Origin of the sequence: Pseudarthrobacter sp. NPDC058362, assembly GCF_042723515.1 — a bacterium.
GTDB lineage: Bacteria > Actinomycetota > Actinomycetes > Actinomycetales > Micrococcaceae > Arthrobacter.
Map to the genome: position 1 here is coordinate 359626 of NZ_JBHXIW010000002.1, position 16556 is coordinate 376181.

The window sequence follows — 16556 nt, forward strand, 5'->3', positions numbered from 1 at the left end:
CGTACAGGCCCAGGGAAAGGTCGGCGGCGGTGGCGAGGGTGCCGTCAGCGGTGGTGCTGTCCGTGCCGGTGGTGGTGCCAAGCGCTGCTGCGAGGGTTGTGTCGGCGGCCAGTGCCGCGTCGGCTGTTCCGTCGGTTGCAGTGCTGTTGGTTGCAGCATCGGTGGCCAGGCCCAGGGAAAGGTCGGCGGCGGTGGCGAGGGTGCCGTCAGCGGTGGTGCTGTCCGTGCCGGTGGTGGTGCCAAGCGCTGCTGCGAGGGTTGCGTCGGCGGCCAGTGCCGCGTCGGCTGTCCCGTCCGTTGCAGACCCGGTTGCTGTCCCGGTGACCGCGACACTGCCGGCGCCGGTGGCCGCGCTTCCAACGGCGTCGCTTCCAACGATGTCACCGCCAACAATGTCACCGCCGGTAGCAAGGCCGAGGGTGAGGTCGGCTGCAGCCGTGGTGGCGAGGGTGCCGTCCGCGGTGGTGCTGTCCGTGCCGGCGGTGGTGCTGGCATCGGCCGTAAGGCTGACGGCAGCGGCGACGTCCGTGGTTTGGGACGCCGTCGGGTCACCCAGCAGGCCCGACGACGCCGTGTCCGTGGACGCCGCCGCAGAGATGAGGGCCGAAGCGGACAGGTCCGCTGCGTCCGTGTTGTCCGCTGCTGTGGCAGCGGTGCAGCCGAGGGCGAGAAGCCCGCCGGCCATGAAGGTGCCAAGAAGGCCCCTGCGAATGGTGGTACGCATGATGATGTCTCCTGAAAAGTTGATGGCGGGCGCAGGAAGCAGCCCGATTGCCGTGTCCTGCCGATCGAAGGCAGGCATGGCTCAACTAATCAGGAGACGAACCGGGGTCGAAGGACACCGGTTCCGGAGCATGGAGCACGAACTCCGGGGCGCTGGACGCGCCAAGATATGGGAAGAGAAAAGGGACAGGGCTCAGCCACGCAGCCGAGCCAGGCGGCGGGCCGCCGGAAGCCGCGCCGCCCGATCCGGGTGCCGCAGGGACGGGTGCAGGCGGGGACGACGGCGGCACGGGCGTTGTGCCCGTGTTTTCCGCTGCGGCGGGGCCGGCCCACAGTGTCGCGGCGGGGGCGGCGGGCAGCGGGAGCGCGGGAAGTGCTGCTGCAGGAGGTTGCGATGAAGCGGTATCGGCCGGCGCTGGGTCCCCGGCGGGGGTGCCGTTCACGGCAGGAGCGGCTGCGGCAGTTTCGGCGGCCGGACCGGAAAGAAGCCCGAGGACGGCCTGGACAGGCGCTTCGGGCGCCAGCTCCAGCGCGGGTTCGAGAACCGGCACAAGCTCCGTGACCGGTTCCACCACGGGTGTAAGCACAGGATCCAGGAGCGGCACTACCGGCTCAAGGACGGGTTCCACGTATTCCACTACAGGTTCGACGACCGGTTCGACGTAATCCACTACAGGTTCGACGAGGTCGCTGACCGGCGGTTCGGCAACCCGATCAGCTGCCTCCACTGCGTCGTCCACGACGGCGGTAATCGGCGCCGCGTGGATGCCGTCGACCACCGGGACTCCATCGGCCACCGGGGCGAGCGGGTCCGTGTACGGGACCTCGGCGAGGATCTCAGTCATCGCGGGGGCGGGTTCCGGCAAAAGGTCGGCCGAGGCAGGAGAAGAAGAGAACGTCAGCCAGGCGAACGTGGCGGCACCGGCGAAGAACACAGGGCGCAGGGCATGCCACGGCGAGCGGACTCCAGCCATGCATACCACCCCCAGCAGCGGTGCAACCGATAATAAGTCAGCTTACGACTCTTCCGGGGCTCACGTCGAGGGTCCTGGAAAAATCAGTGCCGATCGTTGGGGTAACTCACGCCCAGCTGGGCACGGACGCCGTCAAACAGCCGCATGGTGTTGAGCGAGTCTTCCAGCGGCATGACCGGGCTCTCCGCCAGGCCCTGCTGGATGCAGCGGGTCACCTCGCGCAGCTCGTATGTATATCCCTTGCCAACGACGTCGAACGCTTCCGTGCGGCGTTCGTCCCGCCCCTTCGTGATGACCAGTTCGTGCGGATTGTTGATGGAACCGACGCTCTGCAGGAAGCCTTCGCTGCCGGCCACAGTGGCAGTCCGCGGTCCGTGGGATAACAGCGATGAGGTGAGCTGGACCTGGGCCGCGTGGTGGTAACCGAGGGTGAGGGCGTTCTGGGAGTCCACCCCGTCGTGATTGACGAACCCCGTGGCGCTGACTGTCTGTGGGAATCCCAGTGTTCCCAGCGCCCACAACAGGGGGTAGACGGTGATGTCCAGCAACGCGCCGCCGCCGCTCTTGGGCGCCCAGAGCCGTGATTCGGGGGAGTACGGGGCGGGGAAGCCGAGGTCGGCCGTGACCCAATGGATTTCGCCCAGCTCACCGGAGGCGGCGATCTGGAACGCCCGCTGCATGCTGGGGAGGAAACGGCTCCACATGGCTTCCATCAGGAAGAGGTTCCGGGACCGCGCTGCGTCGATCAGCTCGGCGGCCTCCCGGGCGTTGACGGTGAAGGCCTTCTCGCACAGGACGTGCTTGCCGGCATCGAGGGCGGCAAGGACCACCTCGTGGTGCTGCGCGTGGGGCGTGGCGACATAGACAACGTCCACCGCATCGTCGGCGAGGAGGCGCTGGTAGCCGGGGACGCCGCCGTCGTCCGCGTAGGTCTTTGGCACCCCGTGCGCGGCGGCGAAGGCGGCCGCCCTGGACTCCTGCCGGGAGCTGACGGCGTACAGCTCGGCGTCCGCGAGGAGCGACAGGTCACGTGCCATCAGGTCCGCGATGGAGCCGGTGGCAATGACGCCCCAGCGCAGGGGCTTGCCCGTGGCGGAGCGGGGGTCCTGGTCAGTCTGTGCGGAGAGCCATGGCGTGGCGATGGGGGCGGGCATGGAGCCATCCTGCCACAGGAACGCGAAAGCCCGGCTCCATGGCGGGGAAACCGCAGGGAGCCGGGCTTTCCCGGGTGGTGCCTACTTGGTGATCGGGCCGAGGACCGGATCGTCGGTGTAAGCGGTCTTGACGTTTTCCTTGGTGACGATGACCGGCTCCAGCAGGTAGGCCGGAACGGTCTTGACGCCGTTTTCGTAGGACTTGTCGTCGTTGATCTCGGGCTTCTTGCCGGCCTGGAGGTCCTTCACCATGGTGATGGCGTGCTCCACGAGCTTGCGGGTGTCCTTGTTGATGGTGGAGTACTGCTCGCCGGCCATGATGGACTTGACGGATTCAACCTCGGAGTCCTGGCCCGTCACGACGGGCAGCGGCTTGCCGGCGCCCTTGACGGCGGTCAGGACCGCGCGGGCCAGCGTGTCGTTCGGGGACAGGACGCCGTCCAGGGAGGCGCTGCCGTAGCTGCCCGTGAGCAGGGTGTCGGCGCGGCGCTGTGCGTTCTCCGCCTTCCAGCCCTGGGTCACGGCCTGTTCGAACTTAGTCTGGCCGGAGAGGACCTTCAGGGTACCGTCATCGATCTTCGGCTGCAGGACACTCATGGCGCCATCGAAGAAGACCTTGGCGTTGGCGTCATCCGGCGAACCGGCGAACAGTTCGATGTTGTACGGGCCGGAAGGCTTCTTGGCCTTGAGGCCTTCCAGCAGGGCCTGGCCCTGGAGTTCGCCGACCTTGAAGTTGTCGTAGGCCACGTAGTAGTCCACGTTCTCGGTGTTCAGGAGCAGGCGGTCATAGGCGATGACCGTCGCGCCGGCGTCCTTGGCCTGCTTCAGCTGGGTGCCCAGCTGCGAACCGTCGATGGCACCGACGATGATGACCTTGGCGCCCTTGGTGACCATGGCGCTGATCTGGCTTTGCTGCTCGGAGACGCCGCCGTTGGCGAACTGTACATCGGCCTTGAAGCCGGCGCCGTTGAGGCCGTCGTTGAACAGCTTTTCCGCCAGGACCCAGTTCTCACTGGTCTTCTGCGGAAGTGCGACGCCGATCGCGGAGTCCTGCGGGAATCCGGAGGCGCCTTCGGTGGAGCCGCCGGTTGATTCCGACCGGCCGCAACCCGTCAGCGCCAGTGCTGCGATGGCAGCGACCGCTGCTGCCTTTCCTGCTTTACCAATCATTCGCATTGTTGGTTCTCTTTCTTTGTGGTGTTGTGACGATGTTCAGGCTGCGGGGCTCAGGCTTCCCTGGCGATCGCTTCCTTGGTGGAGGTGGTTTCGTCCGGCTGCAGCGGGTTGCTGGGCCCGCCGGTGGGTCGGTTGATGTTCCGGGTCAGCATGCCGATGATCGACTTCTTGCCCTGGCTCTTGTTGTAGACATCGAACGCGACGGCGATCAGGAGAACCAGGCCCTTGATGATCTGGGTGAGGTCCGCGCCGACCCCCAGGAGCTGGAGGCCGTTGTTCAGCACTGCCATCACCAGACCACCGATGATCGATCCGACGACGGTGCCCACGCCGCCGGTCACTGCCGCGCCGCCGATGAAGACTGCCGCGATGGCGTCGAGTTCCCAGCCCACGCCGTCGAAGGGGCCGGAGGCGGTGGAGCGGCCGACGAAGATCATGCCGGCCAGGCCGGCGAGGATGGACATGTTCATCATGACCAGGAAGTTGACCTTCTTGGACTGGACGCCGGAGAGCTCGGCGGCGTGCCGGTTGCCACCCACGGCGTAGACGTGGCGGCCCAGGACGGTGCGCGAGGAAATAAAGCCGTAGAGCAGTACCAGGACGGCCAGGATGAGGCCGGGGATGGGGAAGGAGGTGCCCGGACGGCCGGTGGCGAAGAGGTACGTTGCGTAGAGGATGGCGCCGCTGATCAGCACCAGCTTCAGCACCATGATCCACATTTCAGGAACGTCCGCGCCCAAGGCCTTGGCGCGTGCCCGGGAGCGCAGCTCGCCGACGATGACGAATGCGGCGGCGGCGATGCCGATCAGGAGGGTGAGGTTGTTGTAGCCGGTGTCCGGGCCCACCTCGGGAAGGTAGCCGGCGCCGAGGTACTGGAAGTCCTCCGGTACGGGGATGGTGTTCGACTTGCCGACGAACTGGTTCAGGCCGCGGAACAGCAGCATGCCGGCCAGGGTCACGATGAAGGCGGGAATCCCCACATAGGCCGTCCACCAGCCCTGCCATGCCCCGATCAGCGCACCGAGCAGCAGGCCCAGCAGGACCCCGGCGTACCAGGGCAGGTCCCAGTCGCGGATGGCCAGGGCGACGGTGACCCCCACGAAGGCGGCTACGGAACCGACGGACAGGTCGATGTGCCCGGCGATGATCACCAGGACCATGCCGATGGCGAGGATCAGGATGTAGGAGTTGCCGTTGAAGAGGTTGATGACGTTGCCGGAGGTGAGGGTCCGGCCCTCCGTGGCGATCTGGAAGAAGATGATCAGGGCCACCAGGGCAAAGATCATGCCGAATTGGCGGGTGTTGCCGCCAAACAGCTTTTTAAGGGCGTTCATGGTGTCAGTCCTTGTCCGGAAGGTTCTGGGTGGTCCAGAGGGTCAGGCGGCTTTGCGGTTCGAGGTCATCAGCTTCATCAGGCTTTCCTGCGTGGCCTCGTCTTTGTTCAGGACACCGGTGATGGCGCCTTCGAAGATGGTGTAGATGCGGTCGGAGAGGCCCAGCAGTTCAGGCAGTTCGGAGGAAATCACGATCACTCCCTTGCCCTGGTTGGCCAGCTGCTGGATGATGCCGTAGATCTCGTATTTGGCGCCCACGTCGATGCCGCGGGTGGGTTCGTCCAGGATCAGGAGCTCGGGGTCGGTGAACATCCACTTGGCCAGGACCACCTTCTGCTGGTTTCCGCCGGAGAGCTTGGCTACGCCTTCTTCCACGGACGGGGTCTTGGTGCGCAGCGACTTCCGGTACTGCTCGGCCACTGTGAATTCCTGGTTGGCGTCCACTATTGAGTGGCGGCTGATCTTCTTCAGGTTGGCGGCGACGGTGGTGGTCTTGATGTCGTCCAGCAGGTTCAGTCCCAGGGATTTCCGGTCTTCGGTGACGTAGCCCAGGCCGGCGTCGATGGCCTGGCGCACGGACTTCAGGACGAGTTCCTTGCCGTCCTTGTAGATGTGCCCGTCGATGAACCGGCCGTAGGAGCGGCCGAAGACCGACCGTGCCAGTTCCGTGCGGCCGGCGCCCATGAGGCCGGCGAATCCGACGATCTCGCCGCGGCGGACGAAGAAGCTGGAGTTCTTGCAGACCAGGCGGTCCTGCACGTTGGGGTGGGCCACGGTCCAGTTCTTGACTTCGAAGAAGACCTCGCCGATCTGCGGGGTGTGGTCCGGGAAACGGGACTCCAGGGTCCGTCCCACCATTCCCTTGATGATGCGGTCCTCGTCCACGCCGTCGGCCTTGACGTCCAGCGTTTCGATCGACTTGCCGTCGCGGATGATGGTGATGGAATCCGCGATCTGCTCGATCTCATTGAGCTTGTGCGAAATGATGATCGAAGTGATGCCGCGGCCTTTCAGGCCCAGGATCAGGTCCAGCAGGTGCTGCGAGTCGGACTCGTTCAGCGCCGCGGTGGGCTCGTCCAGGATGAGGATCTTCACGGACTTGTTCAGCGCCTTGGCGATTTCCACGAGCTGCTGCTTGCCGACTCCGATCTCCTTGATCGGGGTGTCCGGGTCCTCCCGGAGGCCCACCCTCGCCAGCAGTTCGGTGGAGCGGGTCCGTGCTTCCGCCCAGTCGATGACGCCGCGTTTGGTGGGCTCGTTGCCCAGGAAGATGTTTTCCATGATGGACAGCTCGGGGATGAGTGCCAGTTCCTGGTGGATGATCACGATGCCTGCGTGCTCGCTGGCACGGATGTCCTTGAACTGCTGCACCTGCCCCTGGTAGACGATATCGCCGTCGTAGCTGCCGTAGGGGTAGACGCCGGAGAGCACCTTCATCAGCGTGGACTTGCCGGCTCCGTTTTCGCCGCAGATGGCGTGGATCTCGCCCGCCTTAACCTGCAGGTTCACGTCCGCCAGGGCCTTGACGCCGGGGAACTCCTTGGTAATGGAGCGCATCTCCAGTATGAGCGGCTCCGTGTGCGTGGTCTGGGACGTCATTTGCCCTAACCCTCCAATGCGATGACTTCTTTGTCCGGCCGGGCAAAGCGCAGGGCCGTCTGATGGAAAAGTAAACTGGATCACCGGTCTTGTCGTCAAGTATTTAACGCAATTTGCGGATAACGATGCGGTCTAGGCCTTTCGGATTCCGGCCTGCTGGAACACCAGGGCGGCCGCTCCCAGCGCTTCTGCGCGGTCCCCCAGGGACGACATGGTGAGGGTGGTGCTCTCGCCGATCACGGGCACCGCGTGCCGGATCAAGCCGCGCCTGATGGGGTCGAGCAGGAGATCGCCGAGGCCGGCCAGGGGGCCGCCCACCACGATCACCTCCGGGTTGATCAGGTTGGCGACGTTTCCCAGGGCCCGGCCGACGGACAGGCCGGCGTCGTCCACCACCCGGAGTGTGGCGGGGTCACGGTTCAGTGCTTTGCGCACGATGTCGGCGGGAGTCAGCGGCCTGTCCTCGCCGCGGCTGAGGAGCTCGATCATGGTGGTGGTGGATGCGATGGTTTCGAGGCATCCGCGGTTTCCGCAGCGGCACACGAGGCCCTGCTCGTGGATGGTCGCGTGGCCTATTTCGCCGGTGATGCCTACGTTGCCGTAGTACGGGGCGCCGTTGAGGATCAGGCCCGCACCGATGCCCGACCCGATCTTCAGGAAGAGCAAATTGCTGACGCCGGTGTGCTGCCCCCAGGTCACCTCTGACCAAGCCCCCAAATTGGCGTCGTTATCAACAAAGACGGGTATCTTGAGGGTTTGCTCGAGGTGCTGGAGGATGTTGATCCCTACCCATTCCGGAAGAATGGCACCTTGTGCAACGGTTCCGGTGCGCCTGTCGATAGGCCCGGGAATTCCGACTCCGGCCCCCACCACGGCTGTCCGCTCCACGCCGCTCTCGCGCAGCAGTTTCTCCAACAGCGCCACGGCAGCCTGAATGCCTTCCTCAGCCTGGTGGCCCAAGGGGAGGAGAACTGATTCTTCTGCGATGACGTGGTAGCTCAATGAGGCCAGGACCACCCTGAGGTGCCTTCGGCCGAAGTCGATCCCTACCGCGACGGCCCCGTTGCTGTTCAGCCGGACATTGAGGGCGCGGCGTCCGGAGCTGGTGATCGGTTCCGTGGAGGCCAGCCCCGAGTCGAGCATGATCTTGACGATGTTGGAGACGGTGGCGGTGGAGAGGCCGGTTTGCCTGGCGAGTTCCGCCTGCGTCGAGGGCCCGCCCATCAGGGTCTCGATAATCCGCTGCTGGTTCAGTTGGCGCAGTGCCGACTGCGAGCCGGGATTTGTTGGTTTGCTCCTCGTTGAGCGCGGGGTTGCGGGCATGCTAAGAAGATTGCCCTATACGGGGTCTTGGCGTCAAGAAGTTAACGCATGAAGCCGCGGCCGCCCTCTGCCTGGACCGGGACGATCCGGCCGTGAACCTTCGTCCGGCGGTGCAAATGGCCCCGCCCCATAGCCCTATCCTCTGGCTACGCTGGGAGGAACGGCCCATCACGCGGCCGCTTCAACGACGGAAGGTGGTAGCGGTGCTGCTGGCACTTCTGCAGGCTAACTCTGCGGTCCTTGATCCCGAGGCGAACTGTGCCATCATCGATGCCGCCGCCGCGGAAGCAGCAGCGGCGGGTGCCCGGGTGCTGCTCACCCCGGAGCTTTTCCCGGTGGGGTATGCTCCGCGCAGGCTGCGGTCCGGACTCGACCCTGCGCTCCTCCCCATGCTGCGCGAAAGACTTGCCGCTACCGCCCGCCGCCACGGCATCGGGCTCGTCTACAGCCTTCCGCGTGTCACGGCCGAGGGGGAGTGGCAGATCAGCGCCACCCTACTGGACTCGAACGGGGAGGTGCTGCTGGAGTATGGAAAAGTCCATCTGTTCGGACCCGACGAGCGTGCGGCCTTCAGTCCGGCAACAAGGCGTCCCGCCGTGGTGGACTTCCTGGGAATTCCCACGTCCATGGTCATCTGCTACGACGTGGAATTCCCTGAAGCCGTGCGGGCCGCGGCGGCCGGCGGCGCCGAGCTGCTGCTGGTGCCCACGGCGCTGGCCCACGGATTCGATGACGTCCCCCAGGTGCTGCTGCGGGCCAGGGCACTCGAAAGCCAGCTGACCATCGCCTACGCCAACCACTCTGGAGTGGAAGACGGCTGCAGGTTCCTCGGCGGCAGCGTCATCGCCGGCCCGGACGGGAAGCTGCTCGCCGCAGCCGGGGAGGGGCCGCAGTTGCTCTTCGCCGAAGTCGATGCAGAAGCGGCTAAGCGTGAGCGCGCCGCAGTACCCTACCTGGACGAGCGCCGCCCGGACCTCTACCGCGCCTGGGAAGCCTAGGCACCTGGACCGCCGCGCGGCGCTGCGCCGGGCAGCGCCGCGGAATCGGCAAACTGCAGTGCGATCCACAGCTCCGCCCGCGTTCCGGCATGCGCCAGGTCCACGTCCAGAATGTCCGCCAGGGCGTTAATCTGCCGGCGGATGCTGTTCCGGTGCAGTCCCGTGTCCTTGGCTGTCGCGTCCCAATTGCCGTTGGTGCCCAACCATGCGCGGAGGATCTGGAGCTGGGCTTCGCGGCGCCCCGGTTCCTGCCCGAGAACAGGCGCCAGCAGGCGGGAGGCCAGCATTCCGCCTGCCTCACCACCCAGCAGGCCGGTGACAGACCAGGTCAGTTCCTCTTCGCGGACGGTGGTACCGGTTGACTGGACCCGGGCGCGCAATGCCGAGGCGCTGCGGTAGGCGGCGGCAAGGCCCGGCAGTTCCGCGGCGCCGCCCACCACCAGCCGCCAGCCCAGCTGCTCCACCTCGGACAGCAGTTGGTCGTCAACCTTCAGCCGGGTCACGGCGGCGAATCCGTAGTCGGTAAGTTCCACCATTTTGGTGTCAAACAGCCGCCGCCACTGCAGCAGTTCGCGCACGGGACCGTCAGCTGCAGCCGCTGCCTTGGGCCGGATTCCCTGAATCACCCGGACCCGCCCGCTGCGGGTGCCCCCGACGCTCTGGGCCAGCAGATCCCGCAGGATGTTCAGCTCCGAGGTGCGGGCCCCGGCGATGCTTTCCGGATGCAGGAGCAACGCTGTGGCCAGCTGGCTGGGCGCCAGGGAACCACTGGTCCGCTGCCGGACCAGGAGTTCCAGCAGGCCCACCACCGAGGAGACTACATTGTTCTGTGCGGGGGTCAGCGGCTTGTCTGTGCCGAGCAGCAGGCCGCCCAGGGTGGCGTCCCTGGTGCTCCGCAGCGGGTGGCCGAACACCAGCGCTGACCCCGGAACGTCAAAGGCTTCAGTCTCCACCCGGGGGCCACTGCCGGCGAGGAGCCTTTTGAGCAGCGGCTGGAGCCTGGAAAGTTCGACGGCGGTACCGGCGCGGGCGCGTACCCTGCCGTCCGCGCCAACCAGGACGGCCCAGGCCGGCACCCGCTGCGCCAGGGCTGCCAGCAACTCATGCTCCGGCCGGGGCGACAGGACCGCCCGCATGAGATGGCGGTTGGTTTCGGCGAGCTGGCGGAACACCTGGGCGTTCCCTGATTCGAGCAGCTTGGAGAACTCGAGTCCCAGCGCGGCGAACGGGATGCTGGCGGGTACCGCCACCAGTGTCAGGCCGTGCTTCCGGCAGGCCGCCACGATATCAGCGGGCACCTCGTCGAAGTACGGCTCAAGGCCGAACCCCAGCGCCGCTACGCCCGCGGCGACGAGGCGGCGGACGTACGTGTCGGCGACGGCTGCCCCCTCTGCGGCTCCCTCGCCCCTGCTGCCCGTGACGGTGTCTTCGTCGGCGCCTTTGACGCCACGCCGGAAGGGCAGTCCGGCGGTCAGCAGAAACTCGCCGTCAAGCAGGTACGGCGTAGGGTCTTCAAGTTCGCTCGGCTCCACCCACCGCAGGGGAGTATGGCCGTTGCCGGCGTCGTGCAGTATGGCCACACCTGCGGGCAGCGAGACCAGAAACTGGTTCAGCGTCACGGCGTCCAGCTGGGCCGGAAGTCCCGCGGAAGCAGACTCCGTGGCTGGTGCATTGCGTCTCATGAGTGAAGACTATAGGTCATTTTGCACATCTTGAGATGCGGCTCACACCCCTACGCTGGGGGAGGGAAAACAAGTCCAACCACTCACCGACACGAACGGACGTCAACGATGACTGTGCCTACACTTTCGGGCCAAGTGCCTGCCCGCGCGGCCGCCCGGCCCACCCTTGGAGCGCAGCTGCTGCGCCGCAAGCCCATCGCGCAGATGGTCAACGAGGCCGAGTCCGGCCAGGGCGGACCCCGTCTTGTCCGCAGCTTCGGCGTCCTGCAGCTGACCATGATCTCCGTGGGCGCGACGCTGGGCACGGGCATCCTGGTGATCCTGGGTGAATCCGTGCCGCTGGCCGGTCCCGCCATCTGGATCTCGTTTGCGATCGCAGGGCTCGCCGCGCTGCTGTCCGCGGTGTCGTACGCGGAGATGGCCGGGCTGGTGCCCGTGTCCGGCTCCAGCTACTCCTACACCTACGCCACCATGGGCGAGGGCATGGCCTGGATCTGTGGCTGGTGCCTGGTCCTTGAATACGCGGTGTCCGTAGCCGCCGTTGCCGTTGGCGCCGGGCAGTACGTGAACGAGAGCCTGGCTGTGTTCGGCACAGCGCTGCCGGACGCTTTCTCCCAGCCTCCGGGCGACGGCGGCATGGTCAACATCCCCGCGATGGTCATCGTGGTGCTGGCCACCGTCCTGCTGGTCCGGGGCGCCCAGGAAAGTGCCTGGATCAACACCGCGATTGTTGTGGTCAAGGTAGGTATCCTGCTCTTCTTCTGCGCCGTTGCCTTCACCGCCTTCAACGCAGGCAACTTCGAACCGCTGCTGCCGATGGGGGCCGCCGGTGTTTCTGCCGCCGCGTCCCGCGTTTTCTTCTCCTACATCGGCTTCGACGCCGCCTCAACCGCGGGCGAGGAGGCCCGCAACCCCAAGCGCGACCTGCCGCGCGCCATCATGCTCTCGATGCTGATCGTTACCACCATCTATGTGCTGGTGGCAGTGGCGGCGATCGGCGCCCGCCCCTGGGGCTGGTTCGACGGGACCGAGGCCGCCCTGGTGAAGATCCTGGAAGAGATCACCGGTCAGCCCTGGATTGCCCTTGCCTTCGCCGTGGGCGCCGTCCTGGCCATCGCCAGCATTGTCCTGACCGTCCTCTACGGCCAGACCCGCATCCTGCTGTCAATGTCCCGCGACGGCCTTGTTCCTGCCGTATTCGGGCGCGTGTCCCGCCGCACCGGCACCCCCGTCGCGGGAACGCTTCTGGTGGGGATCGCCGTCGCGCTGACCGCCGGACTCGTGCCGCTGGGCGCGCTGGCGGACGCCACCAGTATCGGTACCCTGTTCGCCTTCGCTCTGGTCAATGTGGCGGTCATCTACCTCCGCCGTACCCGGCCGGAACTGGAACGCAGCTTCCGGGTGCCGCTGTTCCCGCTCACTCCCATCCTCGGCGCCCTGATGTGCGGCTACCTGATGGCCAACCTCGGCGCGGAAACCTGGCTGACTTTCGCGGTGTGGATGCTGGTGGGCCTGGCAGCGTACTTCGGCTACGGACGGCGCAACTCCAGGGTGGCGGCACTGGACGAGGGGGAATACCGTGAATTGTCCGCCATCTCCATTTCCAGCAAGTCCTGACCGCTCCCGGCCACGTACCGACGCCCCGAAACAACAAAAGGCAGACCCTCCATGACCACCGCCACCGAACTTCCGGCCCCCGACCCGTCCAGCACCTCCACTTCGACTGAGGAAGGCGTCAGCCGGCGTCCGGAGGAGCAAACCGCGCCCATCACCATGCTCAATCCGGACTTCCCGTTCAGTTACGACCACTACCTGGCACACCCGGAGGGGCTGGGGTCCGTGCCTGAAGAACTGTTGGGTACGGAGGTGGCTGTCGTTGGCGCCGGTTTATCCGGCCTGGTGACGGCGTATGAGCTGATGAAGCTGGGCCTGCGCCCGGTGGTGTATGAAGCGGACCGGATCGGCGGGCGGCTCCGCACCGCTGCCTTCCCGGCCGCCCCGGGCGTCGTGGCGGACCTGGGCGGCATGCGGTTCCCGGTCTCCGGCAAGGCGTTCTACCACTACGTCGACCTGCTGGGCCTCGAGACCCAGGATTTCCCGAACCCGCTCGCTGAGGCCACCTCCAGCACGGTGATCGAACTTGCGGGCAAGAAGCACTACGCCGAAAAGCCCAGTGACCTTCCGCCCTTCTTCCGCGAGGTTGCCGACGCTTGGAAATCCGCCGTGACTGACGGCGCCAAATTCGTCGAGATGCAGGACGCCATCCGGGCACGCGACACGGCACGGATCAAGGAATTGTGGAATGGGCTGCTGCCGCTGATGGACGAGCAGACGTTCTACGGATTCATAGCCGCGAACGAGTCCTTTAAGAAGGCAGGGTTCAGCCACCGGGAGGCCTTCGGTCAGGTGGGCTTCGGGACCGGCGGCTGGGACACGGATTTCCCCAATTCCATCCTGGAAATCCTGCGGGTGGTGTACACCGACGCGGACGACCAGCACCGGCTCATCCGCGGGGGCGCGCAACGTCTGCCGGAGGCACTGTGGCAGCACGCGCCGTCGGGCATGCGGCACTGGCCGGAGGGCACCTCCCTGGCTTCCCTTCATTCCGGTTCGCCCCGCGGCGCCGTGGGCAGGATCAGCCGCGGCCCTGACGGAAACCTGCGGATCCGCGAACGGTGGGGCCGGGAAGCCAGCTACCCGGCGGTGGTGACAACCTGCCAGTCCTGGCTGCTGTCCACGCGGATCCACACCGAAGAGGCGCTGTTCCCGGCGGAGCTGTGGAGCGCCATCGAACGATCGCACTACATGCAGTCGTCCAAGACATTCGTGATGGTCGACCGGCCGTTCTGGAAGGACATCGACCCCGACACAGGCCGCGAGGTGTTGTCCATGACGCTGACGGACCGGCTGAACAGGGCCACCTACCTCCTCGACAACGGCCCGGACAAACCGGCGGTGATCCTGCTGTCCTACACCTGGAACGATGATGCACTCAAGTGGCTTGCCCTGGACGCAGACGAGCGCGTGAAACTCATGCTGCATTCGCTGGAACAGATCTACCCCGGCGTGGACATTGCCAGTCACATCGTGGGCCAACCGATCACGGTGTCATGGGAAGCGGACCCCAACTTCATGGGTGCCTTCAAAGCAAACCTGCCCGGGCATTACCGCTACCAGCAGAGGCTGTTCACCCACTTCAAGCAGGACGGGCTGCCCGAATCCCAGCGCGGCATCTTCCTCGCCGGGGACGATGTTTCCTTCACCGCCGGCTGGGCCGAGGGAGCCGTCACCACCGGCCTCAACGCTGTGTGGGGCGTGGTGAAACACCTGGGGGGCTCCTCGGCGCCGGGGAACCCCGGTCCAGGCGAACTGCTGGACGCGATAGGCCCGATCTCACTGGACTAACCTGGCCCCGCGCCCGCAGGGGAGCGGGCGGGGAGCCTCGACTAGGTGTGGAGCTCCCGGTGCTGCGCCGCGAGCTCCACGTACCGCGCAGCATTGGCGCGCACGCCGTCGTACTCTTCCCCGGTGAGTTCGCGCCGCACCTTGGCGGGCACTCCGGCCACCAGGGAACGCGGCGGAATAATGGTGCCCTCGAGGACAACGGCGCCCGCGGCGACGAGCGAGCCGGCGCCGATCACCGCGCCGTTGAGGACGGTGGCGCCCATGCCGATGAGGCAGTCGTCCTCCACGGTGCAGCCATGGACGACGGCGGCGTGCCCCACACTGACCCGGGCCCCCACCGAGCAGGGGAAGCCGGGATCTGCGTGCAGCACCACGTTGTCCTGCAGGTTGGTGCCCTCGCCTACGGAGATGGGGGCCGTATCAGCCCGTACGGAAACGCCGTAGAACGCGCTGGACCCTGCTGCGAGCGTGGCGCTGCCGATGATGGACGCGGTGGGGGCGACGAAGGCGGAGTCGTGGACGGCCGGCGAAACGCCGGCAAAAGGATGGAGAGGAGCCATGGATTCACCCTAGGTCACTCAGGGGTGCGGCCGCTGCTCCCGGGCCAATGTGTCCGGCGGGCCGGCCGGAGGGCCCGGGGTGCGGAGGACCAGGAACTGGTAGTGCTGCGTCCATGCGCCCCGCCCCGGCCCTGACTCATCCCCGGTGCCCTCCGGCCAGGTGCGGAAGTGCTCCACCTCGCCATGCGCACTGAAGATCCGCATTACCGCCGCGTCGCTCCGTCGGCTGAAGAACCGGCGCGGCTCCTGGTCGTCCTCCGGGTTCAGGACTTCCTCATCATCCCCGGACCAGAGTCCGACGGCGATGGGTGAGCCGGGTGCGCACACCCGCACCAATTCACTGACGACGCCTTCGATCAGGATGTTGGGCACGTGCAACAGGGTGCTCATGGTCCACCCGGCAGAGAAGGAGCCGTCCAGGAACGGCAGGTTCCGCCCGCTGGCGACGCTGGCGTTCAGGCCTTTGGCTATGGCCAAGCGGACGCTCTCGCCGGAGAGGTCCACGCCGCAGTAGTGCAGGCCCGAGCGGACAAATTCAAGGCCTTCAACCCCGGTGCCACATCCGAGTTCGAAGACGGAGCGCCGGTGCTCGCTCTTGAGCAGCCGGATAAACCACTCCCGGCATGCGACGCGCTGTGGAGTACCGGCCCGTGTATTAACGGCCGGGGCCTGCCGGTCATAGAACAGCGCGAGGTCCGCCTCATGGTCCGCGTTCCGTGGTGCGTCAACCATGACTTCAGCATAAGACCGGGCGGCTGGCCGGTGGCTAGTTGAACACCACCGTCCGGTTTCCGTCCAGCAGGACCCGGTGTTCGGCATGCCACTGCACAGCCTGGACCAGAGTGCGCCCCTCGACGTCCCGGCCCATCTGCACGAACTGCTCCGGCGTGCGCGCGTGGTCCACACGGATGACTTCCTGCTCGATAATGGGCCCCTCATCCAGGGCTGCGGTCACATAGTGAGCCGTGGCGCCGATCAGCTTCACGCCGCGGGCGTGGGCCTGGTGGTATGGGCGGGCACCCTTGAAGGAGGGCAGGAACGAGTGGTGGATATTGATGGCCTGGCCGGTCAGTTCGGTGCACAGCTCATCGGAGAGGATCTGCATGTACCGGGCCAGCACGGTCAGCTCAATGCGGTGCTCGGCCATGATGGCGCGCAGCTTGTCCTCGGCCTCCGCTTTGGTCTCCGGGGTGACGGGAATGTAGTGGAAGGGGATGCCGTAGAACTCGGCCAGTCCGGCCAGGTCGCGGTGGTTGGACACGATGGCCGGAATTTCGATGGGCAGGGTTCCGCTGCGCTGCTGGAAGAGGAGGTCGTTAAGGCAATGGGCGGATGTGCTGGCCATGACCAGCGTCCTAACCTTTTCGCCTACGGTGTCCAGGCTCCACTGCATGCCAAAAGCTTCTGCCACCGGCTCCAGGGCGGCCCGAAGCTCGGCTTTTGGGGCCGCCGTGGTTACCTCCACCCGCATGAAGAAGTTTCCGGTCGCCGGGCTGCCGTACTGCTGTGAGTCCGTAATATTGCACCCCGCCACCAGCAGGGCTCCGGCCACCGCGTGGACGATCCCGGGGCGGTCCGGGCAGGACAGGGTTACTACATGCGCTTGGGTCAGGTGGTCTTCACTCACA

At 66.3% G+C, this 16556-nt stretch carries 13 protein-coding genes and 1 pseudogene; 3 read left to right on the forward strand and 11 right to left on the reverse strand.

Going from position 1 to position 16556, the window contains the following annotated elements; all coding sequences use genetic code 11:
* From ACFWIX_RS06240 to ACFWIX_RS06270, 7 genes and pseudogenes are all read right to left on the reverse strand, one after another.
* A pseudogene (locus ACFWIX_RS06240) lies at nt 1-724 on the reverse strand (hypothetical protein); the annotation flags it as partial.
* An 85-nt stretch (nt 725-809) separates the two neighbouring features.
* Nucleotides 810-1697 carry a hypothetical protein gene (locus ACFWIX_RS06245; RefSeq protein WP_377215249.1) on the reverse strand — a complete coding sequence of 296 codons (888 nt, stop codon included), beginning with the start codon at nt 1695-1697 and terminating at the stop codon, nt 810-812.
* 83 nt (nt 1698-1780) lie between these two features.
* Nucleotides 1781-2851, reverse strand: coding sequence for a Gfo/Idh/MocA family protein (locus ACFWIX_RS06250; RefSeq protein ID WP_377215250.1), 1071 nt, complete (start codon nt 2849-2851; stop codon nt 1781-1783).
* An 81-nt stretch (nt 2852-2932) separates the two neighbouring features.
* On the reverse strand, nt 2933-4027 hold the full coding sequence (locus tag ACFWIX_RS06255) for a substrate-binding domain-containing protein (RefSeq protein WP_377215251.1): 1095 nt from the start codon (nt 4025-4027) through the stop codon (nt 2933-2935).
* Between the two features lie 50 nt (nt 4028-4077).
* The gene (mmsB, locus tag ACFWIX_RS06260; protein ID WP_377215252.1) at nt 4078-5361 is read right to left on the reverse strand and encodes a multiple monosaccharide ABC transporter permease; all 1284 of its coding nucleotides are present in this window, start codon (nt 5359-5361) and stop codon (nt 4078-4080) included.
* Nucleotides 5362-5403: 42 nt separating this feature from the next.
* Nucleotides 5404-6960 (reverse strand): multiple monosaccharide ABC transporter ATP-binding protein, encoded by a 1557-nt coding sequence (mmsA, locus tag ACFWIX_RS06265; RefSeq protein WP_377215253.1) that lies wholly within the window; start codon nt 6958-6960, stop codon nt 5404-5406.
* A gap of 132 nt (nt 6961-7092) precedes the next feature.
* The gene (locus ACFWIX_RS06270; RefSeq protein ID WP_377215254.1) at nt 7093-8283 is read right to left on the reverse strand and encodes an ROK family transcriptional regulator; all 1191 of its coding nucleotides are present in this window, start codon (nt 8281-8283) and stop codon (nt 7093-7095) included.
* A gap of 203 nt (nt 8284-8486) precedes the next feature.
* On the opposite strand from ACFWIX_RS06270, the gene ACFWIX_RS06275 reads away from it, so the two are divergent.
* A complete protein-coding gene (locus tag ACFWIX_RS06275) occupies nt 8487-9281 on the forward strand; it encodes a nitrilase-related carbon-nitrogen hydrolase (protein WP_377215255.1) in 795 nt (264 codons plus the stop codon).
* On the opposite strand, the gene ACFWIX_RS06280 is transcribed toward ACFWIX_RS06275, so the two are convergent.
* Nucleotides 9278-10963, reverse strand: coding sequence for a PucR family transcriptional regulator ligand-binding domain-containing protein (locus ACFWIX_RS06280; protein ID WP_377215256.1), 1686 nt, complete (start codon nt 10961-10963; stop codon nt 9278-9280). The genes ACFWIX_RS06275 and ACFWIX_RS06280 overlap by 4 nt on opposite strands.
* A 108-nt stretch (nt 10964-11071) precedes the next feature.
* Here ACFWIX_RS06280 and ACFWIX_RS06285 point away from each other — a divergent pair, with 108 nt between their 5' ends.
* Both ACFWIX_RS06285 and ACFWIX_RS06290 read left to right on the forward strand, forming a co-directional pair.
* On the forward strand, nt 11072-12580 hold the full coding sequence (locus ACFWIX_RS06285; RefSeq protein WP_377215257.1) for an amino acid permease: 1509 nt from the start codon (nt 11072-11074) through the stop codon (nt 12578-12580).
* A gap of 51 nt (nt 12581-12631) precedes the next feature.
* Nucleotides 12632-14368, forward strand: coding sequence for a flavin monoamine oxidase family protein (locus ACFWIX_RS06290; protein WP_377215258.1), 1737 nt, complete (start codon nt 12632-12634; stop codon nt 14366-14368).
* A gap of 41 nt (nt 14369-14409) precedes the next feature.
* Here the strand turns inward: ACFWIX_RS06290 and ACFWIX_RS06295 are convergent, their stop codons facing one another.
* Genes ACFWIX_RS06295 through purU form a run of 3 tightly spaced genes read right to left on the reverse strand, consistent with a single transcriptional unit; the run spans nt 14410 to nt 16555 of the window.
* Nucleotides 14410-14928 carry a gamma carbonic anhydrase family protein gene (locus tag ACFWIX_RS06295; RefSeq protein ID WP_377215259.1) on the reverse strand — a complete coding sequence of 173 codons (519 nt, stop codon included), beginning with the start codon at nt 14926-14928 and terminating at the stop codon, nt 14410-14412.
* An 18-nt stretch (nt 14929-14946) separates the two neighbouring features.
* Complete coding sequence (locus ACFWIX_RS06300) at nt 14947-15660, reverse strand: class I SAM-dependent methyltransferase (protein ID WP_377215260.1); 714 nt, start codon at nt 15658-15660, stop codon at nt 14947-14949.
* A 34-nt stretch (nt 15661-15694) separates the two neighbouring features.
* On the reverse strand, nt 15695-16555 hold the full coding sequence (purU, locus tag ACFWIX_RS06305) for a formyltetrahydrofolate deformylase (protein ID WP_377215261.1): 861 nt from the start codon (nt 16553-16555) through the stop codon (nt 15695-15697).
* Nucleotide 16556 lies beyond the last annotated feature (1 nt).